At 68.8% G+C, this 20,229-nt stretch carries 20 protein-coding genes; 7 read left to right on the top strand and 13 right to left on the bottom strand.

The window, feature by feature from the left end; all coding sequences use genetic code 11:
- Nucleotides 1-15 precede the first annotated feature (15 nt).
- Genes AC1G9L_RS05810 through AC1G9L_RS05795 form a run of 4 tightly spaced genes read right to left on the bottom strand, consistent with a single transcriptional unit; the run spans nt 16 to nt 3,063 of the window.
- On the bottom strand, nt 16-555 hold the full coding sequence (locus AC1G9L_RS05810; RefSeq protein WP_019800796.1) for a pilus assembly protein PilP: 540 nt from the start codon (nt 553-555) through the stop codon (nt 16-18).
- On the bottom strand, nt 552-1,226 hold the full coding sequence (locus AC1G9L_RS05805; protein ID WP_010340866.1) for a type IV pilus inner membrane component PilO: 675 nt from the start codon (nt 1,224-1,226) through the stop codon (nt 552-554). Before AC1G9L_RS05805 ends, AC1G9L_RS05810 begins: the two co-directional genes overlap by 4 nt.
- Nucleotides 1,223-2,005 (bottom strand): PilN domain-containing protein, encoded by a 783-nt coding sequence (locus AC1G9L_RS05800; protein WP_481070458.1) that lies wholly within the window; start codon nt 2,003-2,005, stop codon nt 1,223-1,225. Before AC1G9L_RS05800 ends, AC1G9L_RS05805 begins: the two co-directional genes overlap by 4 nt.
- Nucleotides 2,005-3,063 (bottom strand): type IV pilus assembly protein PilM, encoded by a 1,059-nt coding sequence (locus tag AC1G9L_RS05795; protein ID WP_019799879.1) that lies wholly within the window; start codon nt 3,061-3,063, stop codon nt 2,005-2,007. Before AC1G9L_RS05795 ends, AC1G9L_RS05800 begins: the two co-directional genes overlap by 1 nt.
- 218 nt (nt 3,064-3,281) lie before the next feature.
- Here AC1G9L_RS05795 and AC1G9L_RS05790 point away from each other — a divergent pair, with 218 nt between their 5' ends.
- Both AC1G9L_RS05790 and AC1G9L_RS05785 read left to right on the top strand, forming a co-directional pair.
- A complete protein-coding gene (locus AC1G9L_RS05790) occupies nt 3,282-5,708 on the top strand; it encodes a penicillin-binding protein 1A (protein WP_481070457.1) in 2,427 nt (808 codons plus the stop codon).
- 155 nt (nt 5,709-5,863) lie between these two features.
- Nucleotides 5,864-6,508, top strand: coding sequence for a hypothetical protein (locus AC1G9L_RS05785; RefSeq protein ID WP_010341535.1), 645 nt, complete (start codon nt 5,864-5,866; stop codon nt 6,506-6,508).
- Nucleotides 6,509-6,665: 157 nt separating this feature from the next.
- Here the strand turns inward: AC1G9L_RS05785 and AC1G9L_RS05780 are convergent, their stop codons facing one another.
- On the bottom strand, nt 6,666-7,955 hold the full coding sequence (locus AC1G9L_RS05780) for a citrate synthase (RefSeq protein WP_152236123.1): 1,290 nt from the start codon (nt 7,953-7,955) through the stop codon (nt 6,666-6,668).
- 66 nt (nt 7,956-8,021) lie between these two features.
- On the opposite strand from AC1G9L_RS05780, the gene AC1G9L_RS05775 reads away from it, so the two are divergent.
- Nucleotides 8,022-8,258 (top strand): hypothetical protein, encoded by a 237-nt coding sequence (locus tag AC1G9L_RS05775; RefSeq protein WP_481070456.1) that lies wholly within the window; start codon nt 8,022-8,024, stop codon nt 8,256-8,258.
- Here the strand turns inward: AC1G9L_RS05775 and AC1G9L_RS05770 are convergent.
- The 8 genes from AC1G9L_RS05770 to AC1G9L_RS05735 form a co-directional block, all read right to left on the bottom strand.
- A complete protein-coding gene (locus tag AC1G9L_RS05770) occupies nt 8,246-8,488 on the bottom strand; it encodes a type B 50S ribosomal protein L31 (RefSeq protein ID WP_010341537.1) in 243 nt (80 codons plus the stop codon). The two genes, AC1G9L_RS05775 and AC1G9L_RS05770, sit on opposite strands and share 13 nt — an antisense overlap.
- Before the next feature lie 145 nt (nt 8,489-8,633).
- Complete coding sequence (locus AC1G9L_RS05765; protein ID WP_019799882.1) at nt 8,634-9,572, bottom strand: nucleoside hydrolase; 939 nt, start codon at nt 9,570-9,572, stop codon at nt 8,634-8,636.
- A gap of 298 nt (nt 9,573-9,870) precedes the next feature.
- Entirely contained in the window at nt 9,871-12,021 is a 2,151-nt protein-coding gene (gene recG / locus AC1G9L_RS05760; protein WP_481070455.1) for an ATP-dependent DNA helicase RecG, read from the bottom strand.
- 9 nt (nt 12,022-12,030) lie between these two features.
- Entirely contained in the window at nt 12,031-12,414 is a 384-nt protein-coding gene (locus tag AC1G9L_RS05755; protein WP_010341827.1) for a RidA family protein, read from the bottom strand.
- A gap of 293 nt (nt 12,415-12,707) precedes the next feature.
- Nucleotides 12,708-14,879, bottom strand: coding sequence for a RelA/SpoT family protein (locus AC1G9L_RS05750; RefSeq protein ID WP_017909851.1), 2,172 nt, complete (start codon nt 14,877-14,879; stop codon nt 12,708-12,710).
- Nucleotides 14,880-14,979: 100 nt separating this feature from the next.
- Nucleotides 14,980-15,279 (bottom strand): DNA-directed RNA polymerase subunit omega, encoded by a 300-nt coding sequence (rpoZ, locus tag AC1G9L_RS05745; protein WP_010343101.1) that lies wholly within the window; start codon nt 15,277-15,279, stop codon nt 14,980-14,982.
- Between the two features lie 112 nt (nt 15,280-15,391).
- Complete coding sequence (gene gmk, locus AC1G9L_RS05740; protein ID WP_010343100.1) at nt 15,392-16,018, bottom strand: guanylate kinase; 627 nt, start codon at nt 16,016-16,018, stop codon at nt 15,392-15,394.
- Between the two features lie 110 nt (nt 16,019-16,128).
- Nucleotides 16,129-16,989, bottom strand: coding sequence for a YicC/YloC family endoribonuclease (locus AC1G9L_RS05735; RefSeq protein ID WP_481070454.1), 861 nt, complete (start codon nt 16,987-16,989; stop codon nt 16,129-16,131).
- A 107-nt stretch (nt 16,990-17,096) separates the two neighbouring features.
- On the opposite strand from AC1G9L_RS05735, the gene rph reads away from it, so the two are divergent.
- The 4 genes from rph (at nt 17,097) to hemW (ending at nt 20,172) form a co-directional block, all read left to right on the top strand.
- Nucleotides 17,097-17,822, top strand: coding sequence for a ribonuclease PH (gene rph / locus AC1G9L_RS05730; RefSeq protein ID WP_010343098.1), 726 nt, complete (start codon nt 17,097-17,099; stop codon nt 17,820-17,822).
- Nucleotides 17,819-18,208 carry a VOC family protein gene (locus tag AC1G9L_RS05725; protein WP_019801816.1) on the top strand — a complete coding sequence of 130 codons (390 nt, stop codon included), beginning with the start codon at nt 17,819-17,821 and terminating at the stop codon, nt 18,206-18,208. The genes rph and AC1G9L_RS05725 overlap by 4 nt, the downstream gene beginning before the upstream one ends.
- The gene (gene rdgB, locus AC1G9L_RS05720) at nt 18,205-18,816 is read left to right on the top strand and encodes an RdgB/HAM1 family non-canonical purine NTP pyrophosphatase (RefSeq protein WP_019801817.1); all 612 of its coding nucleotides are present in this window, start codon (nt 18,205-18,207) and stop codon (nt 18,814-18,816) included. Before AC1G9L_RS05725 ends, rdgB begins: the two co-directional genes overlap by 4 nt.
- Before the next feature lie 126 nt (nt 18,817-18,942).
- Nucleotides 18,943-20,172 (top strand): radical SAM family heme chaperone HemW, encoded by a 1,230-nt coding sequence (gene hemW / locus AC1G9L_RS05715; RefSeq protein WP_019801818.1) that lies wholly within the window; start codon nt 18,943-18,945, stop codon nt 20,170-20,172.
- Nucleotides 20,173-20,229 lie beyond the last annotated feature (57 nt).

The raw sequence follows: 20,229 nt of genomic DNA, 5'->3' as shown, positions 1-20,229 counted from the left end.
TATCCCCATAATCAATCATTGATCGTCCAGCGCGACGGAGGCGGGACGTTCCAGCCAGCCGCCGGCGCCATCCGGCACCAGTTCAATCAAATCGATGCGATCCTCGTGCACCCCGGTCACGCGGCCATCGCTCTGCCCCATGTACACGCCCGGACGCACGCGGTAGGTCACCTTGTCCGGCGCCATCACCAGCGCCACCTGGCCGGCACCGCTGCCCAGCGTGCCGACCATGTTGAGGCTGTCCAGCGGGAACTGTTCCAGCGGCTCCTTGCGGCGGTTCGGATCCGGGCGCAGGCCGCTGCTGCCGTCGGGGTTGGCCCAGGCATCGCTGAACGGATCGCGCAGGCCCTGCGCCGCATATTCGAACGTCTCGAACTGCTGCATCACCGGCAACGGCTCCAGCGGCTGCGCCGGTCGTGCGCGCACTTCCTTCACCCAGTTCTCCAGGTTCGGCGCATCGCCCGGCGTGCTGGTAATGGTGCGACCGCAGGCGCCAAGCACCAGCGCCAGCGCGGCCGTGGCGAGAATCCTGAGCATGCGTTGCTGCCGGCTCATGCGCCACCGCCTTGCTTGCCGGCCTTCTTCGCGGCCGCCGCAGCCTGTTCCTGGTCGGCCATTTCCTTGTCGTCCAGATAGCGATAGGTCTTGACCGTGCCGGACAGTTCCAGCTCGCCGCGCGCGGTGATGCCGTTGCTCTTGTCGCGCGGTTTCAGGTTGATGTCGTGCATGGTCAGGATCACCACCCGCGGCAGCGAGGCCACACCGCTGACGAAGGCGCCGAACTGGTGGTAGCTGCCGACCATGCGCAGGGCGATCGGCTTCTCCGCGTAGAACTCCTTCGGCGACTCCGGACCCGGCTGGAACAACTCGTTGGTCAGGCCGCTGGACAGCGCGGTCTGCGAGATGTCGATGATCAGGTCGGGCATCTCGGTCTTGCTCGGCAACTGCCGCAGCATCTGCTGCAGCACCTGCTCCATCTGCACCAGTTGCTGCTTCAGCGGCTGCAGGTTCACCGCACGGCTCTGCTCCTTCTCGAAGGAGGCGCGCAGCTCGGTTTCCTTCTGCTCCAGCGTCTGCAACTCGTCGCTCTTGCTGCTGATCAGCAGGAACCAGGAAATGGCCAGAATGAACAGGGTCACCAGCACGCAGAACACGATCTTGGCCTGCTGCGGCCAATTGCCGAGATTGTTGAAATCCAGCTCTTTGATGTTGAATTTCTTGCTCATGACGCCGGTCCCTGTTGCACTGGCTTGGCGGCGGGAGCCGGCGCGGTGGCCGGCGCCGGTGCGGCGGCGCTCCCCGTGGCAGGTGCGGGGGCAGCCGGTGCCTGCGCCGGCGTGCCTGGCGCGACGCCGGCAGGTGCTGCGGCCGGCGTGGCGGGCGTCGCCGCACCGCCGGGTGCCGTCGCGTCGGCCGCCGGAACGGTGCTCTCGCCGGGCACCGGCAGCTTGACCCGCAGCGTGAACACGTACGGCAGCGCCTTGGTGTCGACGATCGGACCCTTGGCTTCCTTCTCCTGCGCCTTGGCCTCGATCACCGTCAGCTCCGGGTTGGTCATCCAGCCCGAACCTTCCAGGTTGCGCATGTAGGTACTGACCCGTGCATTGGACTGCGAGCGGCCTTCCAGGGTCAGCATGTCGCCCTCCTGCTTCACCGAGGTCAGCACCACGCCGTCGGGAATGGTCCGCACCAGCGAGTCGAACAGGTGCACCATCTGCGAGCGCTTGGCCTGCAGTTCCTCGATGACCTGCTTGCGCGCCAGCAGCCGGCGCTTCTTCTCGTCGAGGGTGTCGATTTCCTTGTTCTGCGCCTGGACCTTCTCGATCTCGGTCTGCAGATACGCGTTGCGCTCGTTCTGGCCGCTGATCTGCAGGTCGTAGTAGAACCAGATCAGCCCCGCCAGCAGCACCCCGGCGAACGCGGCCAGGCCAAGCATCGAGTAGAACTCGCGTTCGCGCTGCTTGCGCCGTTCCGCCCGCCAGGGCAGCAGATTGATCTTCGCCATCAGTCGAAGCTCCTCAGCGCCAGGCCGGTGGCGATCATCAGCGCCGGCGCGTCCTGGGCCAGCGCATGCGCCTGCACCTTCGGCCCCAGGGTCATCTGCGCCAACGGGTTGGCGACCACCGTAGCCACGCCCAGTTGCTCCTCCACCATCTCCGGCAGCCCGGCCAGGGCCGCGCAGCCCCCCACCAGGACGATGTGGTCGACCCGGTTGAATTCGCTACCGGCGTAGAAGAACTGCAGCAGGCGGCTGATCTGCTGCACCGTGGCTTCCTTGAACGGTTCCAGCACCTCGACCTCGTAGCTCTCCGGCAGCCCGCCCTGGCGCTTGGCCATGCCGGCTTCCTCGTAGGTCAGGCCGTAGCGGCGCATCACTTCGTCGGTCAGTTGCTTGCCGCCGAACACCTGTTCGCGGCTGTACAGGCTGCGCCCGCCGCGCAGGACGTTGAGGGTGGTCATGGTGGCGCCGATGTCGACCAGGGCGACGATGCCGTCGGCGGCCACCGGCAGCTCGCTGGCCACCAGCGCGAAGGCGTTCTCGACCGCGAAGGCCTCCACGTCCATCACCTTGGCCACCAGGCCGCCCAGTTCCAGGGCCGACTGGCGCAGTTCCACGTTCTCCGAGCGCGAGGCCGCCAGCAGCACCTGCACCATCTCGGGATTGTTGGGGATGACGCCCAGCACCTCGAAATCCAGGTTCACTTCGTCGATCGGGTACGGGATGTAATTCACCGCCTCCAGCTCGACCTGGGCTTCCAGCTCGTTCTCGTCCAGCTCGGCCGGCATCGGGATCACCTTGGTGATCACCGCCGAGCCGGCCACGGCAGCCGCGGCATGCTTGGCACGGGTGCCCGACCGGGTCACGGCGCGGCGGATCGCCTCGCCCACCGCCTCGACCTCGACGATGTTCTTTTCGACCACGGCATTGGGCGGCAAGGGTTCGACGGCGTAATGCTCGACGCGGAATCGGTTGCCGTTACGCGAAAGCTGCAGCAGCTTGACCGCGGTCGAGCTGATGTCGATGCCGATCAGCGGCTGCTGACTCTTTGGGATAAGCCCCACGGATTTTCCCCTGCCGGCGGGCACTTGGACGCCAATGTTGCGCCAGCGCATTAATAACAAATTTTTTGCAATTGGCAACCGCCCGGTTGCATACCGCGATCCGTGTCACGGCATGACCTGCGGCAGCAAACCCGTCGCATCCCCGGAACCGGCCCCAGCCGTTCCCCGGCGTACTCTATACTCTGCGCCCAAGAAATCTGCAATCGGAATCTCTCGCGATGCCCCGTTTTCGTCGTTGGCTGCGCTGGGCGCTGGTCTTGTTCGTCCTCCTCGGCCTGGTCGGCGCCGCCGTGGCAGGCGGGCTGTACTACGTCGTCTCCTCCAAGCTCCCGGACGTGCAGACCCTGCGCAAGGTCGAACTGCAGGAGCCCATGTACGTCTACTCCAGCGACGGCAAGCTGATGGCGCTGTTCGGCGAGACCCGACGCTACCCCATCACCATGAAGGACGTGCCGGAGCGGCTGAAGCAGGCCTTCCTGGCCACCGAGGACGCCCGCTTCTACGAGCATGGCGGGGTCGACTACAAGGGTATCGCCCGCGCGGTGTGGCTGCTGGCCACCACCAACGACAAGCGCGTGCCGGGCGGCTCCACCATCACCCAGCAGGTCGCCCGCCAGTTCTTCCTGAGCTCGGAATACAGCTACACCCGCAAGCTGGCGGAGATCCTGCTGGCGCGCAAGATCGAGGCCGAACTGACCAAGGACGAGATCTTCGAGCTGTATCTGAACAAGAGCTTCTTCGGCAACCGCGCCTACGGCATCGCCGCCGCCGCCGAGTACTACTACGGCAAGAAGCTCAACGAGCTGAGCCTGGACGAGATGGCCTCGCTGGCCGGCATCCCCAAGTTCCCCTCCAGCGGCAACCCGATCAGCAACCCCGAGCGCGCCAAGCAGCGCCGCGACAACTATGTGCTCAGCCGCATGGCCGCGCTGGGCTTCATCACCCCGGCCGAGGCCGAGGCGGCCAAGGCGGTGCCGATGCACGCCGCGCCGCACGAACGCCCCGTCGAGGTCGAGGCACCCTACGTGGCCGAACTGGTGCGCCAGGAGATGATCGCGCGCTTCGGCGGCGACGTGCTGGACAAGGGCTACCACGTCTACACCAGCATCGATTCGACCCTGCAGACCGCGGCCAACCATGCGGTGCGCGAGGGCCTGGTCGTCTACGATCGCCGCCATGGCTGGCATGGCGTCGAGAAGCACTTCGACGTCCCCGCCAATGCCGATGCGGCGTCGCTGGCCAGCCACCTGAGCGGCGTCTACGTGCAGGGCGGGATGCTGCCGAGCATCGTCGCCAGCACCGGCAGCGACGGCAGCGCCACCGTGGTGCTCGCCAACAAGACCGAACTGGTGCTGCCGGTGGCCGCCAGCCGCTGGACCGGGCGCAGCCCGGCCACCCTGCTCAAGCGTGGCGACCTGGTGCGCATCCAGGCCGGCGACAAGCCGGGCGAGTGGGAGATCACCCAGATCCCGCGCGGCCAGGCCGCCCTGGTCTCGCTGGACGCCAACAACGGCGCGCTGCGCGCCATGGTCGGCGGCTTCAGCTATGCCGGCAACAAGTTCAACCGCGCCACCCAGGCGCGCCGCCAGCCCGGCTCCAGCTTCAAGCCGTTCCTGTACGCGGCCTCGTTCGAGAAGGGCTTCAACCCGGCCTCGATCGTGCTCGACGCGCCGGTGGTGTTCCGCGACCGCCGCGGCAAGACCTGGTCGCCGCAGAACGACGGCGGTGGCTTCCGCGGCCCGATGCGCCTGCGCGAAGCGCTGGTGCAGTCGCGCAACCTGGTCTCGGTGCGCCTGCTGGATGCCATCGGCGTGGACTTCGCGCGCAAGTACATCAGCCAGTTCGGCTTCCAGGAAGCCGAGCTGCCGCCGAACCTGTCGATGTCGCTGGGCACCGCCTCGCTGACCCCGCTGTCGGTGGCGCGCGGCTATACCGTGTTCGCCAACGGCGGCTCGCTGGTCAATACCTGGATCATCGACAAGGTCACCGACCGCGACGGCAAGGTGCTGTTCCAGGAGCATCCGCTGACCGCCTGCCGCAGCTGCGGCAGCGTCGGCGGCAACGCCGCGCCGGTCAGCCAGGTGGTGGACGGCTTCAACTTCGGCGCGGCCACGCCGCCGCCGGCGACCAAGCCGGCAGAGACCGCGGCCACGGCGGCGGCAGCGGAAAAGCCCGCCGACCCCGAGGCCAAGGTGGCGCCGCGCGCCATCGACGAGCGCACCGCCTATCAGTTGGTGTCGATGATGCGCGACGTGGTCCAGCGCGGCACCGGCACCCCGGCCAAGGTGCTCGGCCGCGAGGACGTCGGCGGCAAGACCGGCTCCACCAACGACCACCGCGACGCCTGGTTCTCCGGCTTCGGCGGCCCGTACGTGACCACCGTCTGGGTCGGCCGCGACGACTACCGTTCGCTGGGTTATCGCGAGTACGGCGGCAAGGCGGCGTTGCCGATCTGGATCGACTACATGCGGGTCGCACTGAAGGACCAGCCGATCGCCCACAACGACCCGCCCGGCGGCATGGTCCAGGTCACCCTCAACGGCGCTACCGAATGGGTCAAGACCGAGGACATGGACCGCATCCAGCAGTTCGACGAAAGCCTGCAGGACCAGAAGACCGACGACGCGGCCTTCGACATCTTCTGATCGCGTCGTATCCCCTGCCCCGGCGCTCGCCGGGGCAGCAGTTCCCGCCGGGCGCCCCTCGCCCGGCGGACGCCGCCTCAGGCAGCGGCACCGGCTACACCCGAATTTCGCAAGGCTGCGGTACAGTCGGGGCAGGCTTTGAGGGGAGGCGCTCCATGCACCACGCTCGGCAACATGCCCGGACCCGCACGCACGAACGCCGCCGCCGGCTGGCGCACGAAGCCGCCCGCCTGATGGCCGAAGGCGGCATCCGCGATTTCCACCAGGCCAAGCTCAAGGCCGCCGACCGGCTTGGCATCCACGACGATGCCTCGCTGCCACGCAACAGCGAGATCGAGGACGCCCTGCGCGAATACCAGCGGCTGTTCGCCGGCCCCGACCATGCCGGCGAACTGCGCCGGCGGCGCGAGGCGGCGCTGCGCGCGATGGACTTCCTGCACGCGTTCGCGCCGCGCCTGGCCGGACCGGTGCACGACGGCACCGCCGACGCCAACAGTCCGGTGCAGTTGCATCTGCACAGCGACGATGCCGAGGCGGTGGCGCGCTTCCTGGAAGAGCACCGCATCCCGGCCGAGTTGCGCAGCCGCCGGCTGCGCCTGGACCGCGAGCGCAGCGAGGACTTCCCGGTATGGCTGTTCACCGCCGAGGAGCTGACCTTCGACCTGACCGTGCTGCCCTACGACGCGCTGCGCCAGGCGCCGCTGTCGCAGGTGGACGAGAAGCCGATGCGCCGCGCCTCGATGCCGCAACTGCGGCAACTGCTGACCGAGCAGGACATCGCCGACTACCAGTACGGCTGAGCGCGGCAGCGCGCCACGCATTGGCTGCGGCGGGCGCCGTGCCATGACGCATGCGCGCGCGGCGAGGCGAGGCGGACGCCAGCCCTTCCCCGCTTCGACCGCGCAAACAAAAACGCCCCGCGAGGCGGGGCGTTCCTGACAGCGTTGAGGCGATCGATCAGCGCTTGTCGGCGCTGGTGTAGTCGCGCTTGTCGTAGCCGGTGTAGATCTGGCGCGGACGGCCGATCTTCATTTCCGGGTCGACCTGCTGCTCCAGCCAGTGCGAGACCCAGCCGGCGGTACGGGCGATGGCGAACATCACAGTGAACATCTCCACCGGGATATTCAGCGCCTTGTAGATGATGCCCGAGTAGAAGTCGACGTTCGGGTACAGCTTGCGCTGCACGAAGTAGTCGTCCTTCAGCGCGGCCTCTTCCAGCTTCAGCGCCACTTCCAGCAGCGGGTCGTTGACGCCCAGCTCGCCCAGCACCTTGTGGGTCATCTCGCGGATGATCTTCGCGCGCGGGTCGAAGTTCTTGTACACGCGGTGGCCGAAGCCCATCAGGCGGAAGCTCGAGTTCTTGTCCTTGGCCTTGGCCACGGCGCTCTCGACGTTGTCGGCGGTGCCGATCTCTTCCAGCATCTTCAGCACGGCTTCGTTGGCGCCGCCGTGCGCCGGGCCCCACAGCGCGGTGATGCCAGCGGCGACCGAGGCGTACGGGTTGGCGCCGGTGGAACCGACCAGACGCACGGTCGAGGTCGAGGCGTTCTGCTCGTGGTCGGCGTGCAGAATGAACAACAGGTCCAGGGCCTTGGCCACGACCGGGTTCATCTGCAGCTGCTCGCTCGGCACCTCGAACATCATGTGCAGGAAGCGCTCGACGTAGCCGAGGTTGTTGCGCGGGTAGCGGATCGGCCAGCCGATGGAGTAGCGGTAGGCGGCGGCGGCGATGGTCGGCACCTTGGCGATCAGGCGGATCGCGGCCAGGCGGCGCTGCTCCGGATCGTTGAGGTCGAGGGTGTCGTGGTAGAACGCCGACAGCGAGGCCACGCTACCGGCCAGCATCGCCATCGGGTGCGCGTCGTGGCGGAAGCCGCCGAGAAAGTTCTTCAGCGACTCGTGCATCATCGTGTGATGCGTCACTTCGTGGTCGAACTTCTTGAATTCGTCGGCGGTGGGCAGCTCGCCGTTCATCAGCAGGTAGGCCACTTCGAGGAAGTTGGACTTCTCGGCCAACTGCTCGATCGGGTAGCCGCGGTACAGCAGCACGCCGTTGTCGCCGTCGATGTAGGTGATCGCCGACTTGCAGCTGGCGGTCGCGGTGAAGCCCGAGTCGTAGGTGAAGAGACCGGTCTCCTTGGTCAACTTGGAGATGTCGACGCAATCGTTGCCCAGGGTGGGCTTGAGTACCGGAAGAACGACCGACTTGTCGCCGGCGTTCAACGTGACCTGATCAAGATCGGACACAGTGTGCGCTCCTCGATGGAAGGCGCCTGTCCGATTACGTTGCGAACAGACGCGTGAAGGAAGTCCATGGCAATCGCCACGGATCGCGCCATTATCGCACAGCAGCATTTGCGTCGTCGCTCACCCCTCATGCTGCACGATGGCGGCAGGAAAGCGACACAGCGTTGCATCCTCGCCGCACTTTCACGGAAGGATGACACCGGCGCGTCAACGCCGGGAAGACAGGATGTGGCGGATAGCAAAACGGCCGCGCAAGCGGCCGTCGCTTTACATCCGTTCGACGGTTCCGATCAGCGCGCGTAGCGCTTCTGGAACTTGTCGATGCGGCCGCTGGTGTCGATGACCTTGTGCTTGCCCGTGTAGAACGGGTGCGAAGCCGAGGAGATTTCGACCTTGATCAGCGGATACTCTTCGCCGTCCTCCCACTTGACCGTCTCTTTCGAGGACATGGTCGAACGGGTCAGGATCTTGAAATCGGAGGTGACATCGTGGAACACGACGTCGCGGTACTGGGGATGGATGTCGGCCTTCATGGGCTCGCACCGTAGGTGGCTGCTGGACAAGAGGGAAACTATAACAGCCCTTCCGCCCTACACGCAACGTGTAATTCACACGTTACGTGTAATCGCCAGCCGCCGCCCCGGGCTCTGACGCATGCGCAGACGGGGATCGGCAGGCTCAGCCGGCGCCGACCGCCGCGCGAGCCAGGCCCAGGAAGCGGGCGTGGTCGTAGCGGATGAGCATGGTCGCATTGTCCGGCAGGCCCAACTGGCGGTTCCAGTCGACCAGGGTGGCGCCGCGGGTGTGCGCTCCGGACAGCTCGATCTGCATCGGCCGCGACTGCACCTCCTGCGCGCCCTCGGGCTGCAGCGCCCAGGCCATCGCCAGTGCGTCGGCGGCATACCAGTGCTCGCCGCGCGCGTCTTCCGACCACAGCCGGGTCTTGCGCGAGATCAGTTCGTAGAAGCGCGCCTTGGGCGCATCCACCGCCAGCCACTGCTCGACCTCGCGGTGCGGCAGGCCGTGCGCCACGGTCGCCTCCCAATCGGCGACCTCGATGTGCGGAAACGCCTTGAACACGATGTGCGCGGCTTCCGGATCGAAGGCGATGTTGAATTCGGCGGCCGGGGTGATGTTGCCGTGGCAGGTGATCGCCCCACCCATCACCAGGAAGCGGCCGACGCGCTGCGGCAGGGTCGGGTCCAGCTTCAGCGCCAGCGCGATATTGGTCAGCGGCCCCAGCGCGACCAGCAGCAGGCGCCCGGCATACTGGTGCGACAGGCGCAGGATCGCCAGCGCGGCGTGCTCGGCCTCGGCGCCACGCGCGGCCGGCGGCAGGTCGACGTCGCCGAAGCCGTCCTGGCCATGCACGTGCCCGGCATCCACCGACGGATGCAGCAGCGGATCGGCGCAGCCGGCGAACACCGGCACATCCTCGCGCCCGGCCACTTCGCACAGCTTCAGCGCGTTGCGCACGGTGTGGCGCAGCCCGACGTTGCCGGCGGCGATGGTCAGCCCGACCACCTCGTGACGCGGATCGGCGAACGCCATCAACAGCGCCAGCGCGTCGTCCACGCCAGGGTCGGTATCGATCAACAGGGGAATCTTGTCGCTCATGCGTCGCTTCGCTCGTCCATTCGGCCGCCGAGTCTGGCACTGCCGGGCGGGCATGGGAAGAAGACGGGATTGGGGAGTCGGGATGACCAGCAATTCGGCTGTTGAAAGCAGGGATTCGCAAAAGCAGCGCCACCGCTGTTTGTCGTAGGAGCGGCTTCAGCCGCGACCGGGCGTTACCAGGAAAGCGCCATCGCGGCTGAAGCCGCTCCTACAACAGCAGCCGGGCCGGCCGCTTTTTACGAATCCCCGCTTCCCACAGCCGAATGGCTGGTCATCCCCAATCCCGAATCCCCGCCCCTCACGCCCCGGCGAACCGCACCGCGCCGCCGACCCAGCGCGCGACGATGCGGTCGGCCAGCACCGGCGCCTCGTCGAGCAGCCGGTCGGCCAGGGCGTGCACGCGCGGCAGCAGGCCGGCGTCGCGGGCCAGGTCGGCCACGCGGAACGCGGCCAGGCCGGTCTGGCGGGTGCCGAGCAGTTCACCGGGACCGCGCAGCTCCAGGTCCTTCTCGGCGATGACGAAGCCGTCGTTGGTCTGGCGCATGGTTTCCAGGCGCTGCCGCGCCATCGCCGACAGCGGCGCCTGATACATCAGCACGCAGCTCGACGCCGCTGCGCCGCGGCCGACCCGGCCGCGCAACTGGTGCAACTGCGCCAGGCCCAGGCGCTCGGCGTTCTCGATGATCATCAGCGAGGCATTGGGCACGTCCACGCCGACCTCGATGACGGTGGTGGCGACCAGCAGGTCGATCTCGCCCTGCTTGAACGCGCGCATCGCCGCCTGCTTCTCCGCCGGCTTCATGCGGCCATGCACCAGGCCCACGCGCAGTTCCGGCAACTGCGCCGAGAGCGCCTCGAAGGTGGCCTGCGCGGCGCTGGCTTCGAGCCGGTTGCCGGCGCCGCCGCCCTGCGCGGACTTCTCGTTGTCCTCGGCTTCTTCGATCAGGGTGCAGACCCAATAGGCCTGGCGGCCCTCGGCGCAGGCCACGCGGATGCGCTGCACCAGTTCCGGACGGCGCTCGGCATTGAGCACGATGGTCTGCACCGGGGTGCGCCCCGGCGGCAGTTCGTCGATCGAGGAAACGTCCAGGTCGGCATAGGCGGCCATCGCCAGCGTGCGCGGAATCGGCGTGGCGGTCATCACCAACTGGTGCGGCACGCCCGCGCCCGAGGCACCCTTGTCGCGCAACGCCAGGCGCTGGTGCACGCCGAAGCGGTGCTGCTCGTCGACGATGGCCAGGGCCAGGTCGTGGAAGCGCACCGCGTCCTGCATCAGCGCGTGCGTGCCGACCACCACCTGCGCCTCGCCCGAGGCGATCTGCGCCAGGGTCGCGCTGCGCGCCTTGCCGGTGACCTTGCCGGCCAGCCAGGCCACGCGCACGCCCAGCGGCTCCAGCCAGCCGCGCAGGTTGGCCAGATGCTGTTCGGCAAGCAGTTCGGTCGGCGCCGCCAGCGCCGCCTGCTTGCGCTTGTCCACCGCCAGCATCGCCGCCAGCGCGGCGACCACGGTCTTGCCGCTGCCGACGTCGCCCTGCACCAGCCGCAGCATTGGCGCCGGCCGCTCCAGGTCGGCGCGGATCTGCGCGAACACGCGCTGCTGCGCGCCGGTCAATTGGAACGGCAGCGACTGCTGCAGGCGCTTGGCCAGCAGCCCGCGGCCGCGCAGCGAGGGCGCCGGCTGGCACTGCATGGCGATGCGCTGGCGGCGCAGGCTCAGGTGATGCGCGAGCAGTTCCTCCAGCGCCAGGCGCTGCTGCGCCGGATGCAGGCCGGCGGCGAGCGCGGCCAGGTCGGCCTGCGGCGGCGGCCGGTGCGCGACCAGCAGCGCGCTGCGCAGCGACGGCAGGCCGAGTTCGGCCAGCAGCGACGCCGGCAGCAGCTCCAGCGCCGCCTCCTCCGGCAGCCGGTCCAGCGCCTGGCCGATCAGCCGGCGCACAGTCGCCGGGCCGACGCCTTCCACCGCCGGATACACCGGATCCAGGCGATCGCCCAGCGCCGCGTCGTCGTCCTCACCGAGGATCTGATAGCTGGGATGCACGAACTCCAGCCCGTGCTGGCCCGGCTTGGGCGTGCCGAAGGCGCGCAAGCGCGCGCCGACCGCGAACTGCGCCGCCTGCGCGGCACGGAACTGGAAGAAGCGCAGCACCAGGGTGCCGCGCGAGTCGTCGGCCACCGCCACGCGCAGCATCGGCCGGTAGCGGAAGCCGCGGTCCACCGCCTGCACCCGCCCCTCGACCTGCGCCGGCACGCCCGGCTGCAACGCCGCGACCGTGGTCAGCCGGGTGCGGTCCTCATAGCGCAGCGGCAGGTGCAGCCACAGGTCCTGCAGCGTGGACAGGCCGCGCGCGGCGAACTTCTCCGCCAGCTTGGGACCGACGCCGGGCAGCGTGGTCAGCGGCGCCTCGCCTGCCGCCGACAGCGCCGGCGCCGGAACCTGCACGCGCGGCACGGCGGGGGATCAGTCCAGCACCATCACCGCGTCCACTTCGAAGCCCGCGCCCTTGGGCAGCGCCGAGACTTCGATGGTGGAACGCGCGGGGAACGGCGCCTGGAAGTAGTCCTGCATCACCGCATTGACCTGCGCGAACTGCGCCAGATCCGTGAGGTACAGCCCCAGACGCACGATGCGGTCCAGCGAACCGCCGGCCGCCTCGGCCACCGCCTGCAGGTTGTCGAACGCGCGGCGCGCCTGCGCGGCGATGTCGCCGGCGACGATCTCGCCGGTGGCCGGATCCAGCGGGATCTGCCCGGAGAAGTACACGGTGTTGCCGGCGCGCACGGCCTGCGAATACGGGCCGATCGCGGCCGGTGCACGGTCGGTATGGATGATCTGGCGGGACATGGCGACTCCGTTGGAAGAATGTCCGCCTAGTTTAGCTGGCGTGCGCGGCTGGGGATTGGGGGATTGGGGGATTGGGGGATTGGGGGATTGGGGAATCGGGAATCGGGAATCGGGAATCGGGAATCGGGAATCGGGAATCGGAACAGCATGCCGGCAAGGCATGCCACGCGATCCGCTCGCACGCTTTCGTAGGAGTGGTTTCAGCCGCGACGCTCCATCGGTAAGGCGTCGCGGCTGAAGCCGCTCCTACGACAGCAGGACCCGACCCGCTCCGACTCCCCAATCCCGACGCCTTACTGGCGGCGCACGCTCTGCACCGCATTCAAGCGCCGCAGCCGACGCATCACTTCGGCCAGGTGGTTACGGTCGCGCACCTGGATGTTGAAGCGCAGCACCGCGGCGTTGAAGTCGCGGTCCAGGTAGTCGACGCGCTCGATGTTGGACTGGCTCTGCGCGATCGCCGCGGCCAGTTGCGCCAGCACGCCGGTGCGGTTCTCCACGTCCACCACCAGCGCGGTGTCGTAGTCGCCGATGACGCTGGTATCCCAGCCGATCGGCACCCAGCGCTCGGGCGACTTGCGCAGTTCGGCCAGGTTCGGACAGTCCAGCCGATGCACCACGATGCCCTTGCCGGCGGTGTGGTAGCCCATGATCTCGTCGCCGGGAATCGGCTGGCAGCAGTTGGCGAAGCTGACCACGCCGCGCTCGGTGCCGTTGATCAGGATCTTTTCCTGCGAATGCTTGGAATGGCCGCCGCCACGCAGTTCGGCGTACGCCATCAGCGCCTGCGCCGCCTGGTTGGGCATCCAGTTGCCCAGCGCCACGTCGGCCAGCAGCGCCTCCAGGCGCGGGTAGCGGTGCTCGCTGAGGAACGAGTCCAGGCGCCCCTTGGGCAGCCGTTCCAGCGAACTGTCCATCGCCTCCAATGCGCGGTCGAGCATGCGGTGGCCGAGCTGCACCGCGTCCTCGTGCTCGAGCTGCTTGAGTTGGTGGCGGATCGCGGTGCGTGCCTTGCTGCTGACCACGAACTCCAGCCACTGCGGCTTGGGCGTGGCCGAGCGCGCGGTGATCACTTCCACCGTCTGTCCGCTGACCAGCTTGGTGCGCAGCGGCACCAGCTTCTTGTCCACGCGCGAGGCCACCGCGCGGTTGCCCACGTCGGTGTGCACCGCATAGGCGAAGTCCAGCGCAGTGGAATTGCGTGGCAGCGCCAGGATCTTGCCCTTGGGCGTGAACAGGTAGACCTCGTCCGGGAACAGGTCGACCTTGACGTTGTCCAGGAACTCCAGCGACGAGCCGGCGGCGCGCTGCGATTCGATCAACTCGACGATCCACGCATGCGCGCGGCTCTGCGCGCTGTTGGGCGAGTCGCCGCCGAACTTGTAGGTCCAGTGCGCGGCGACGCCGCGCTCGGCGATCAGGTCCATTTCCTCGGTGCGGATCTGCACCTCGATCGGCGAGCCGTAGGGGCCGAACAGCACCGTGTGCAGCGACTGGTAGCCGTTGGCCTTGGGAATGGCGATGAAGTCGCGGAAGCGCGCGTCCAGCGGCTTGAAGGTGGCGTGCACCGCGCCGAGGGCGTGGTAGCAGTCGGGCACGCCGCGCACCACCAGGCGGAAGCCGAACACGTCCATCACCTGGTCGAAGGATTTGTTCTCGTCGCGCATCTTGTTGTAGATGCTCCACGGCGTCTTGATCCGGCTCACCAGCCGGTGCTCCAGTCCTTCCTTGGCCAGACGCTGCGACAACTGCACCTCCACCTGCGCCATCGACTCGCGGCGCACCACCGGCTGGCTGCGGATGTGTTTTTCGATGATCGCGTGACGCCACGGATGCAGCGCGCGGAAGCCGAGGTTCTGCAGCTCGGACTTCATCAGGCTCATGCCCAGGCGCTGGGCGATCGGCGCGTAGATCTCCAGGGTCTCGCGGGCGATGCGGCTGCGCGCCTCGGCGCTCTGCGCGCCCAGCGTGCGCATGTTGTGCAGGCGGTCGGCGAGCTTGATCATGATCACGCGCAGGTCGCGCGACATCGCCAGCAGCATCTTGCGGAAGCTCTCGGCGGCCGCTTCCTGACGGTCGCGGAACTTGAGCTTGTCCAGCTTGGTGACGCCGTCGACCAGTTCGGCCACCGCCTCGCCGAACTCGGCGGCCAGCTCGGCGCGGGTCAGCGGGGTGTCCTCGATGGTGTCGTGCAGGATCGCCGCGATCAGCGCCTCCACGTCCAGGCCGAGCTCGGCCAGCACCCCGGCCACCGCCACCGGGTGGGTGATGTAGGGCTCGCCGGACTTGCGGGTCTGTCCCGCGTGCGCGGCCGCACCGACCTCCCACGCGCGCCGCAGCAGCGGGATCTGCTCGGGCGGCAGATAGCTGGCGCTGCGTTCGAGCTGCAGGACGTAGTCGGGGACCGCCTCGTCGGCCGACGACGGCGCGGCGTGGGCGACCTGGGCAGAAGGGCCTGGGTTCATGCGGAAAGACTATGCCAGCGGCGCGTGGACGGCAAACCCGCAAAACGAAACAGCCCGCGGATGCGGGCTGTTCGCAGGACGATCGCGACGCGGGACGCGATCAGTCGTCGTTCTTGGACATGTCCTCGTCGGCCACCACTTCGGCCGCGGCCCATTCCAGGGCTTCGCGCTCGGCGCGCTCGCGCTCGGCCTTCTCGACCTCGTCGATCAGCGCGTTGTCGATCTTGCGCGCGGCGATCTCGCGCAGCGCCAGCACGGTCGGCTTGTCGGCCGACTCGGTGTTGTCGAGGGTGGCCTGCACGCCGTTGGCGAGCTGGCGGGCGCGCTTGGACGCCATCATGACCAGTTCGAAACGGTTGTTAACGACTTCCAGGCAATCTTCTACGGTGATGCGGGCCATGCGGGCTCCCGGCGGGCCGGCGGCGGCCACGCGTTCGAATGAGGGAAAGGGCGGGGATTGTAGGGCGGCAGCCGCCCAAGATCAACCCCACCCCATTCAGTTCCCTTTGGAATCAGCCAGTTGGCTGTTCCTGCAGGAGGGTGGCGATCAGCCCGGCGTGGCGCTGCTGCTGCGGCAGCCGGCGCAGGCGGCTGGCGACGAAGATCGCGCACATCTCGTCCACCGCGGTGTCGAAGTGCTCGTTGACGATCACGTAGTCAAAGTCGGCGTAGTGCGACATCTCCTCGCGCGCGGCGGCCAGCCGCTGCGCGATCACCGCCTCGCTGTCCTGGCCGCGCTTGCGCATGCGCTGCTCCAGCGCCTCGCGCGAGGGCGGCAGGATGAACACGCTGACCGCGTCCGGCACCTTGGCCCGGACCTGGCGGGCGCCCTGCCAGTCGATCTCCAGCAGCACGTCGTGGCCGGCGGCCAGCTGCGGCTCCACCGACTGCCGCGCGGTGCCCTTCCAGTCGCCGTGCACGCGGGCGTACTCGAAGAAGTCGCCGGCATCGATCATCCGCTGGAACTCGTCGGCGGAGACGAAATGGTAGTGCTCGGCGTGGCGTTCGCCCGGCCGCGGCGCGCGCGAGGTGAACGAGATCGACAGCGCGATCTGCGGGTCGCGCGCCAGGGTCGCGTTGACGATGCTGCTCTTGCCGGCGCCGGAGGGGGCCGCCACGATGTAGAGAGTGCCGCGCATGTTCTTGGGAATGGGGAGTCGGGAATGGGGAATGGGAACAGCGCCGAGCCGGGCTGGGGGTGAATCGTACCCGCTTTGACGATTCCCCATTCCCGATCGCCCATTCCCGGCTACTCGAGGTTCTGCACCTGCTCGCGGATCTGGTCGATCAGCACCTTCAGTTCCACCGCGGCGTTGGAGGTGCGGCTGTCCACCGATTTCGAGCCCAGCGTGTTGGCCTCGCGGTTGAACTCCTGCAGCAGGAAGTCCAGGCGCCGGCCCGCCGGTTCCGGCTGGCGCAGCACCCGGCGCAGTTCCTTGATGTGGCTGCCGAGCCGGTCCAGTTCCTCGTCCACGTCCAGCTTCTGCAGCCACAGCACCAGTTCCTGCTCGGCGCGGCCGGGGTCGACCGGATGCGGCAGGTCGGCCAGGCGTGCCGCCAGCTTGGCGCGCTGGCCGTCGCGGATGGCCGGGATCAGCGTGCGCACCTCGCCGGCGATGCGTTCCACCGCATCGACCCGCTCGACGATGGCCGCGGCCAGCTTGCCGCCCTCGCGCTCGCGCGCGGCGACGAACTCGGCCAGCACCTCGTCCAGCAGTTCCAGTGCCTGCGCCTGCAGCGCCGCCGGATCGGCGGCCTGCCCCTGCAGCACGCCGGGCAGTTGCAGCAGGTCGACGAACTGCACCTGCATCTGCGGGAAACGCACCCCCAGCCGCTGCGCGAGCACGCCCAACTGTTCGACCAGGGTCTCGTTCACCGCCAGCGTCTGCGCCGCATCCGGCGCGCGCAGGCGCAGCATCAGGTCGAGCTTGCCGCGGCTGATCCGCGCGGCCACGCGTTCGCGCAGTTGCGGCTCCAGCGCGCGCAGTTCCTCCGGCAGGCGCACGCCCACTTCCAGGAAACGGTGGTTCACCGAGCGCAGCTCGCACCCCAGCGTGCCCCAGGGAGTGATGCGCTCGGCGCCGGCGTAGGCGGTCATGCTGCGGATCATGCGGTGTTCCAATGCGGGCAAGGGGCGGATGTTAACCTAGCGCCCTTTCCTGCCTTACCGAACGCGGTCACATGCCGCGCACGCCCCGCCCTTCCCGGAACCCCTGCATGTCCTTCTCCCGTCCCAGCGGCCGCACGGCCGATCAGTTGCGCCCGGTCCGCATCGAACGCGCCTTCACCCGCCATGCCGAAGGCTCGGTCCTGGTCAGCTTCGGCGACACCCGCGTGCTGTGCAACGCCAGCGTCGAGAACCGCGTGCCGGGCTTCTTGCGCGGCAAGGGCGAAGGCTGGGTGACCGCCGAATACGGCATGCTGCCGCGCGCCACCCATTCGCGCTCCGATCGCGAAGCCGCGCGCGGCAAGCAGGGCGGACGCACGCTGGAGATCCAACGCCTGATCGGCCGCGCGCTGCGCGCCTGCGTCGACCGCACCGCGCTGGGCGAGCGCACCATCACCCTGGACTGCGACGTGCTGCAGGCCGACGGCGGCACCCGCACCGCCGCCATCACCGGCGCCTACGTGGCGCTGGTGGATGCGGTGAACTGGCTGCAGAAGCGCGGCGACCTGAAGAAGCCGGTGGTGCTGGGCGCGGTCGCCGCGGTCTCGGTGGGCGTGTACCGCGGCGTGCCGGTGCTGGACCTGGACTACGCCGAGGACAGCGACTGCGATACCGACATGAACGTGGTGATGAACGACGGCGGCGGCTTCATCGAACTGCAGGGCACCGCCGAGGGCCATGCCTTCCGCCGCGACGAACTGGACGCGCTGCTCGGCCTGGCCGAGCGCGGCATCGGCGAGTTGCTGGCGGCGCAGCGCGCGGCCCTGGCGCAATGACGCGGCACCTGACCCTGGTCACCCTGGTGGTGGCCGACTACGACGAGGCCATCGCCTGGTACACCGGCAAGCTGGGATTCCAGTTGCTGGAAGACGTGGAGCAGGGCCACAAGCGCTGGGTCGTGGTCGGGCCTGGCGATGCGCGCGGCGCGGCGCTGCTGCTGGCGCGCGCCAGCGACGACGCGCAGCGCAGCCGCATCGGCAATCAGACCGGCGGCCGCGTCGGCTTCTTCCTGCACACCGACGACTTCCAGCGCGACCACGCGGCGATGCTCGCCGCCGGCGTGGAATTCCTGGAAGCCCCGCGTCACGAACCCTACGCCACGGTCGCGGTGTTCCGCGATCTGTACGGCAACGCCTGGGATCTGCTGGAGCCCACCGCATGAAACTGGTCCTGGCCAGCAGCAACGCCGGCAAACTCGAAGAACTGCATGCCCTGCTCGACGACGTCGGGGTCGAACTGATCGCGCAATCCACGCTCGGCGTCAGCGATGCCGATGAAACCGGCCTGACCTTCGTCGAGAACGCGCTGCTCAAGGCGCGCCACGCCGCGCGCGTCACGGGCCTGCCAGCGCTGGCCGACGACTCCGGCATCTGCGTGGACGCGCTGCACGGCGCGCCGGGCCTGTATTCGGCGCGCTACGCCGGCGAGCACGGCAATGCGCAGGCCAACATCGACAAGCTGCTGGACGCCCTGCGCGATGTTCCCGACGCGCAGCGCGGCGCGCACTTCTACTGCGTGCTGGTGCTGCTGCGGCATGCCGAAGATCCGCAACCGCTGCTGGTGGAAGGGCGCTGGCGCGGCCGCATCGCGCAGGCCCGTGCCGGCACCGGCGGACATGGCTACGATCCGGTGTTCCTGGACCCGGAGCATGGCCAGACCGCAGCCGAGATGCCGCTGGCGCTGAAGAACCGCATCAGCCACCGCGCCCTCGCCCTGCAGCAGCTCAAGCAACGCTTTGCCGAGCTGCTGGCGGCACGGCCGGCCGGGTGAACGCGCCGCGCGCAGGCGTCGGGCCGACGCAGGTCGCATGGTGCGCGCAGCCTGCACTGCACCGCGCCTGCGGCCCCTGACCCACCCCCGCCCCATTCGCCGACCGCACTCCGCTTTCCCGACGCCATGCCGCACGCCCACGACCATTGCCAGCATCCGCCCGGCGCCGCCTGCCCGGATCCGTCCGCGCACGCCGGCAGCCCGTCGCTGGTGCCGCCGCCGCTGTCGCTCTACGTGCACCTGCCCTGGTGCGTGCGCAAATGCCCGTACTGCGACTTCAACTCGCACGCAGCCAAGGGCGCGCCGCCGTTCGACGCCTACGTGGATGCGCTGATCCGCGACCTGGACCAGGACCTGCCGCTGGTCTGGGGCCGGGTGGTCAACAGCGTGTTCTTCGGCGGCGGCACGCCCAGCCTGTTCCCGCCCGAGGCGATCGACCGCTTCCTGCAGGCGGCCAGCGCCCGGCTGCGCTTCGCGCCGGGCCTGGAGATCACCCTGGAGACCAATCCCGGCACTGCCGAGCACGGCCGCTTCGACCGCTACCTGGCGGCCGGGGTGAATCGCCTCAGCTTCGGCATCCAGAGCTTCGACGACGCGGCCCTGCAGCGGCTCGGCCGCATCCACGACGGCGCCGAGGCCGAGCGCGCGGTGAAGCTGGCGCAGGACGCCGGCTACGCCAATGTCAACCTGGACCTGATGTACGCGTTGCCGCAGCAGACCCTGGCCGAGGCCGAGCGCGACATCGCACAGGCACTGGCGCTGCAGCCGACCCACCTCAGCCACTACCAGCTCACCCTGGAGCCGAACACCGTGTTCGCCGCGCGGCCACCGCAGGGCATCCCCGAGGACGACGACGCCTGGGACATGCAGGAGCGCTGCCAGGCGCTGCTGGCCGAGGCCGGCTACGCGCAGTACGAAGTCAGCGCCTATGCACGCGCCGGCTACCGCTGCGCGCACAACCTCAACTACTGGACCTTCGGCGACTATCTCGGCATCGGCGCCGGCGCCCACGGCAAGATCAGCTCCGGCGCCGAACAGAACATCCTGCGGCGCTGGAAGCACAAGCATCCGCAGGCGTTCCTGGACGCGGCGGGAACGCCGGCGGCGATCGGCGGCGACGAGTGGATCGCGCCGGAGCGGCGCCCGTTCGAGTACATGCTCAACGCCCTGCGCCTCAACGACGGCTTCGCGCTGCGCGACTTCAGCGCCCGCACCGGCCTGCCGCTGCAGGCGATCGCCCCGGCCCTGGCCACCGCGCAGGCCCGCGACTGGCTGCGGGTGGACGCCGGGCACGCCGTCCCGACCGAGCTGGGACGGCGTTTCACCAACGACGTGATCGCCCTGTTCCTGCCCTGAGCCGCGTCGTCCGCCTTGGTTGCGGCGGCGGATCGTGCTACATACCGCGCAGAAAAG

This window comes from Xanthomonas sp. NCPPB 1132 (assembly GCF_056629235.1).
Note: the sequence above shows the minus strand (reverse complement) of the source record. Positions and strands in the feature narration are given on the sequence as shown.

Bases quoted from the DNA above. Each gene is read 5' to 3' on its own strand.
- AC1G9L_RS05775 (WP_481070456.1), top strand. From the start codon at position 8,022: ATGGCAATCGCCACGGATCGCGCCATTATCGCACAGCAGCATTTGCGT.
- rpoZ (WP_010343101.1), bottom strand. From the start codon at position 15,279: ATGGCCCGCATCACCGTAGAAGATTGCCTGGAAGTCGTTAACAACCGT.
- AC1G9L_RS05735 (WP_481070454.1), bottom strand. From the start codon at position 16,989: ATGATCCGCAGCATGACCGCCTACGCCGGCGCCGAGCGCATCACTCCC.
- rph (WP_010343098.1), top strand. From the start codon at position 17,097: ATGTCCTTCTCCCGTCCCAGCGGCCGCACGGCCGATCAGTTGCGCCCG.
- AC1G9L_RS05785 (WP_010341535.1), top strand. From the start codon at position 5,864: ATGCACCACGCTCGGCAACATGCCCGGACCCGCACGCACGAACGCCGC.
- AC1G9L_RS05765 (WP_019799882.1), bottom strand. From the start codon at position 9,572: ATGAGCGACAAGATTCCCCTGTTGATCGATACCGACCCTGGCGTGGAC.
- AC1G9L_RS05770 (WP_010341537.1), bottom strand. From the start codon at position 8,488: ATGAAGGCCGACATCCATCCCCAGTACCGCGACGTCGTGTTCCACGAT.
- hemW (WP_019801818.1), top strand. From the start codon at position 18,943: ATGCCGCACGCCCACGACCATTGCCAGCATCCGCCCGGCGCCGCCTGC.
- AC1G9L_RS05750 (WP_017909851.1), bottom strand. From the start codon at position 14,879: ATGAACCCAGGCCCTTCTGCCCAGGTCGCCCACGCCGCGCCGTCGTCG.
- AC1G9L_RS05790 (WP_481070457.1), top strand. From the start codon at position 3,282: ATGCCCCGTTTTCGTCGTTGGCTGCGCTGGGCGCTGGTCTTGTTCGTC.
- AC1G9L_RS05725 (WP_019801816.1), top strand. From the start codon at position 17,819: ATGACGCGGCACCTGACCCTGGTCACCCTGGTGGTGGCCGACTACGAC.
- gmk (WP_010343100.1), bottom strand. From the start codon at position 16,018: ATGCGCGGCACTCTCTACATCGTGGCGGCCCCCTCCGGCGCCGGCAAG.
- rdgB (WP_019801817.1), top strand. From the start codon at position 18,205: ATGAAACTGGTCCTGGCCAGCAGCAACGCCGGCAAACTCGAAGAACTG.
- AC1G9L_RS05810 (WP_019800796.1), bottom strand. From the start codon at position 555: ATGAGCCGGCAGCAACGCATGCTCAGGATTCTCGCCACGGCCGCGCTG.
- AC1G9L_RS05805 (WP_010340866.1), bottom strand. From the start codon at position 1,226: ATGAGCAAGAAATTCAACATCAAAGAGCTGGATTTCAACAATCTCGGC.
- AC1G9L_RS05755 (WP_010341827.1), bottom strand. From the start codon at position 12,414: ATGTCCCGCCAGATCATCCATACCGACCGTGCACCGGCCGCGATCGGC.
- AC1G9L_RS05800 (WP_481070458.1), bottom strand. From the start codon at position 2,005: ATGGCGAAGATCAATCTGCTGCCCTGGCGGGCGGAACGGCGCAAGCAG.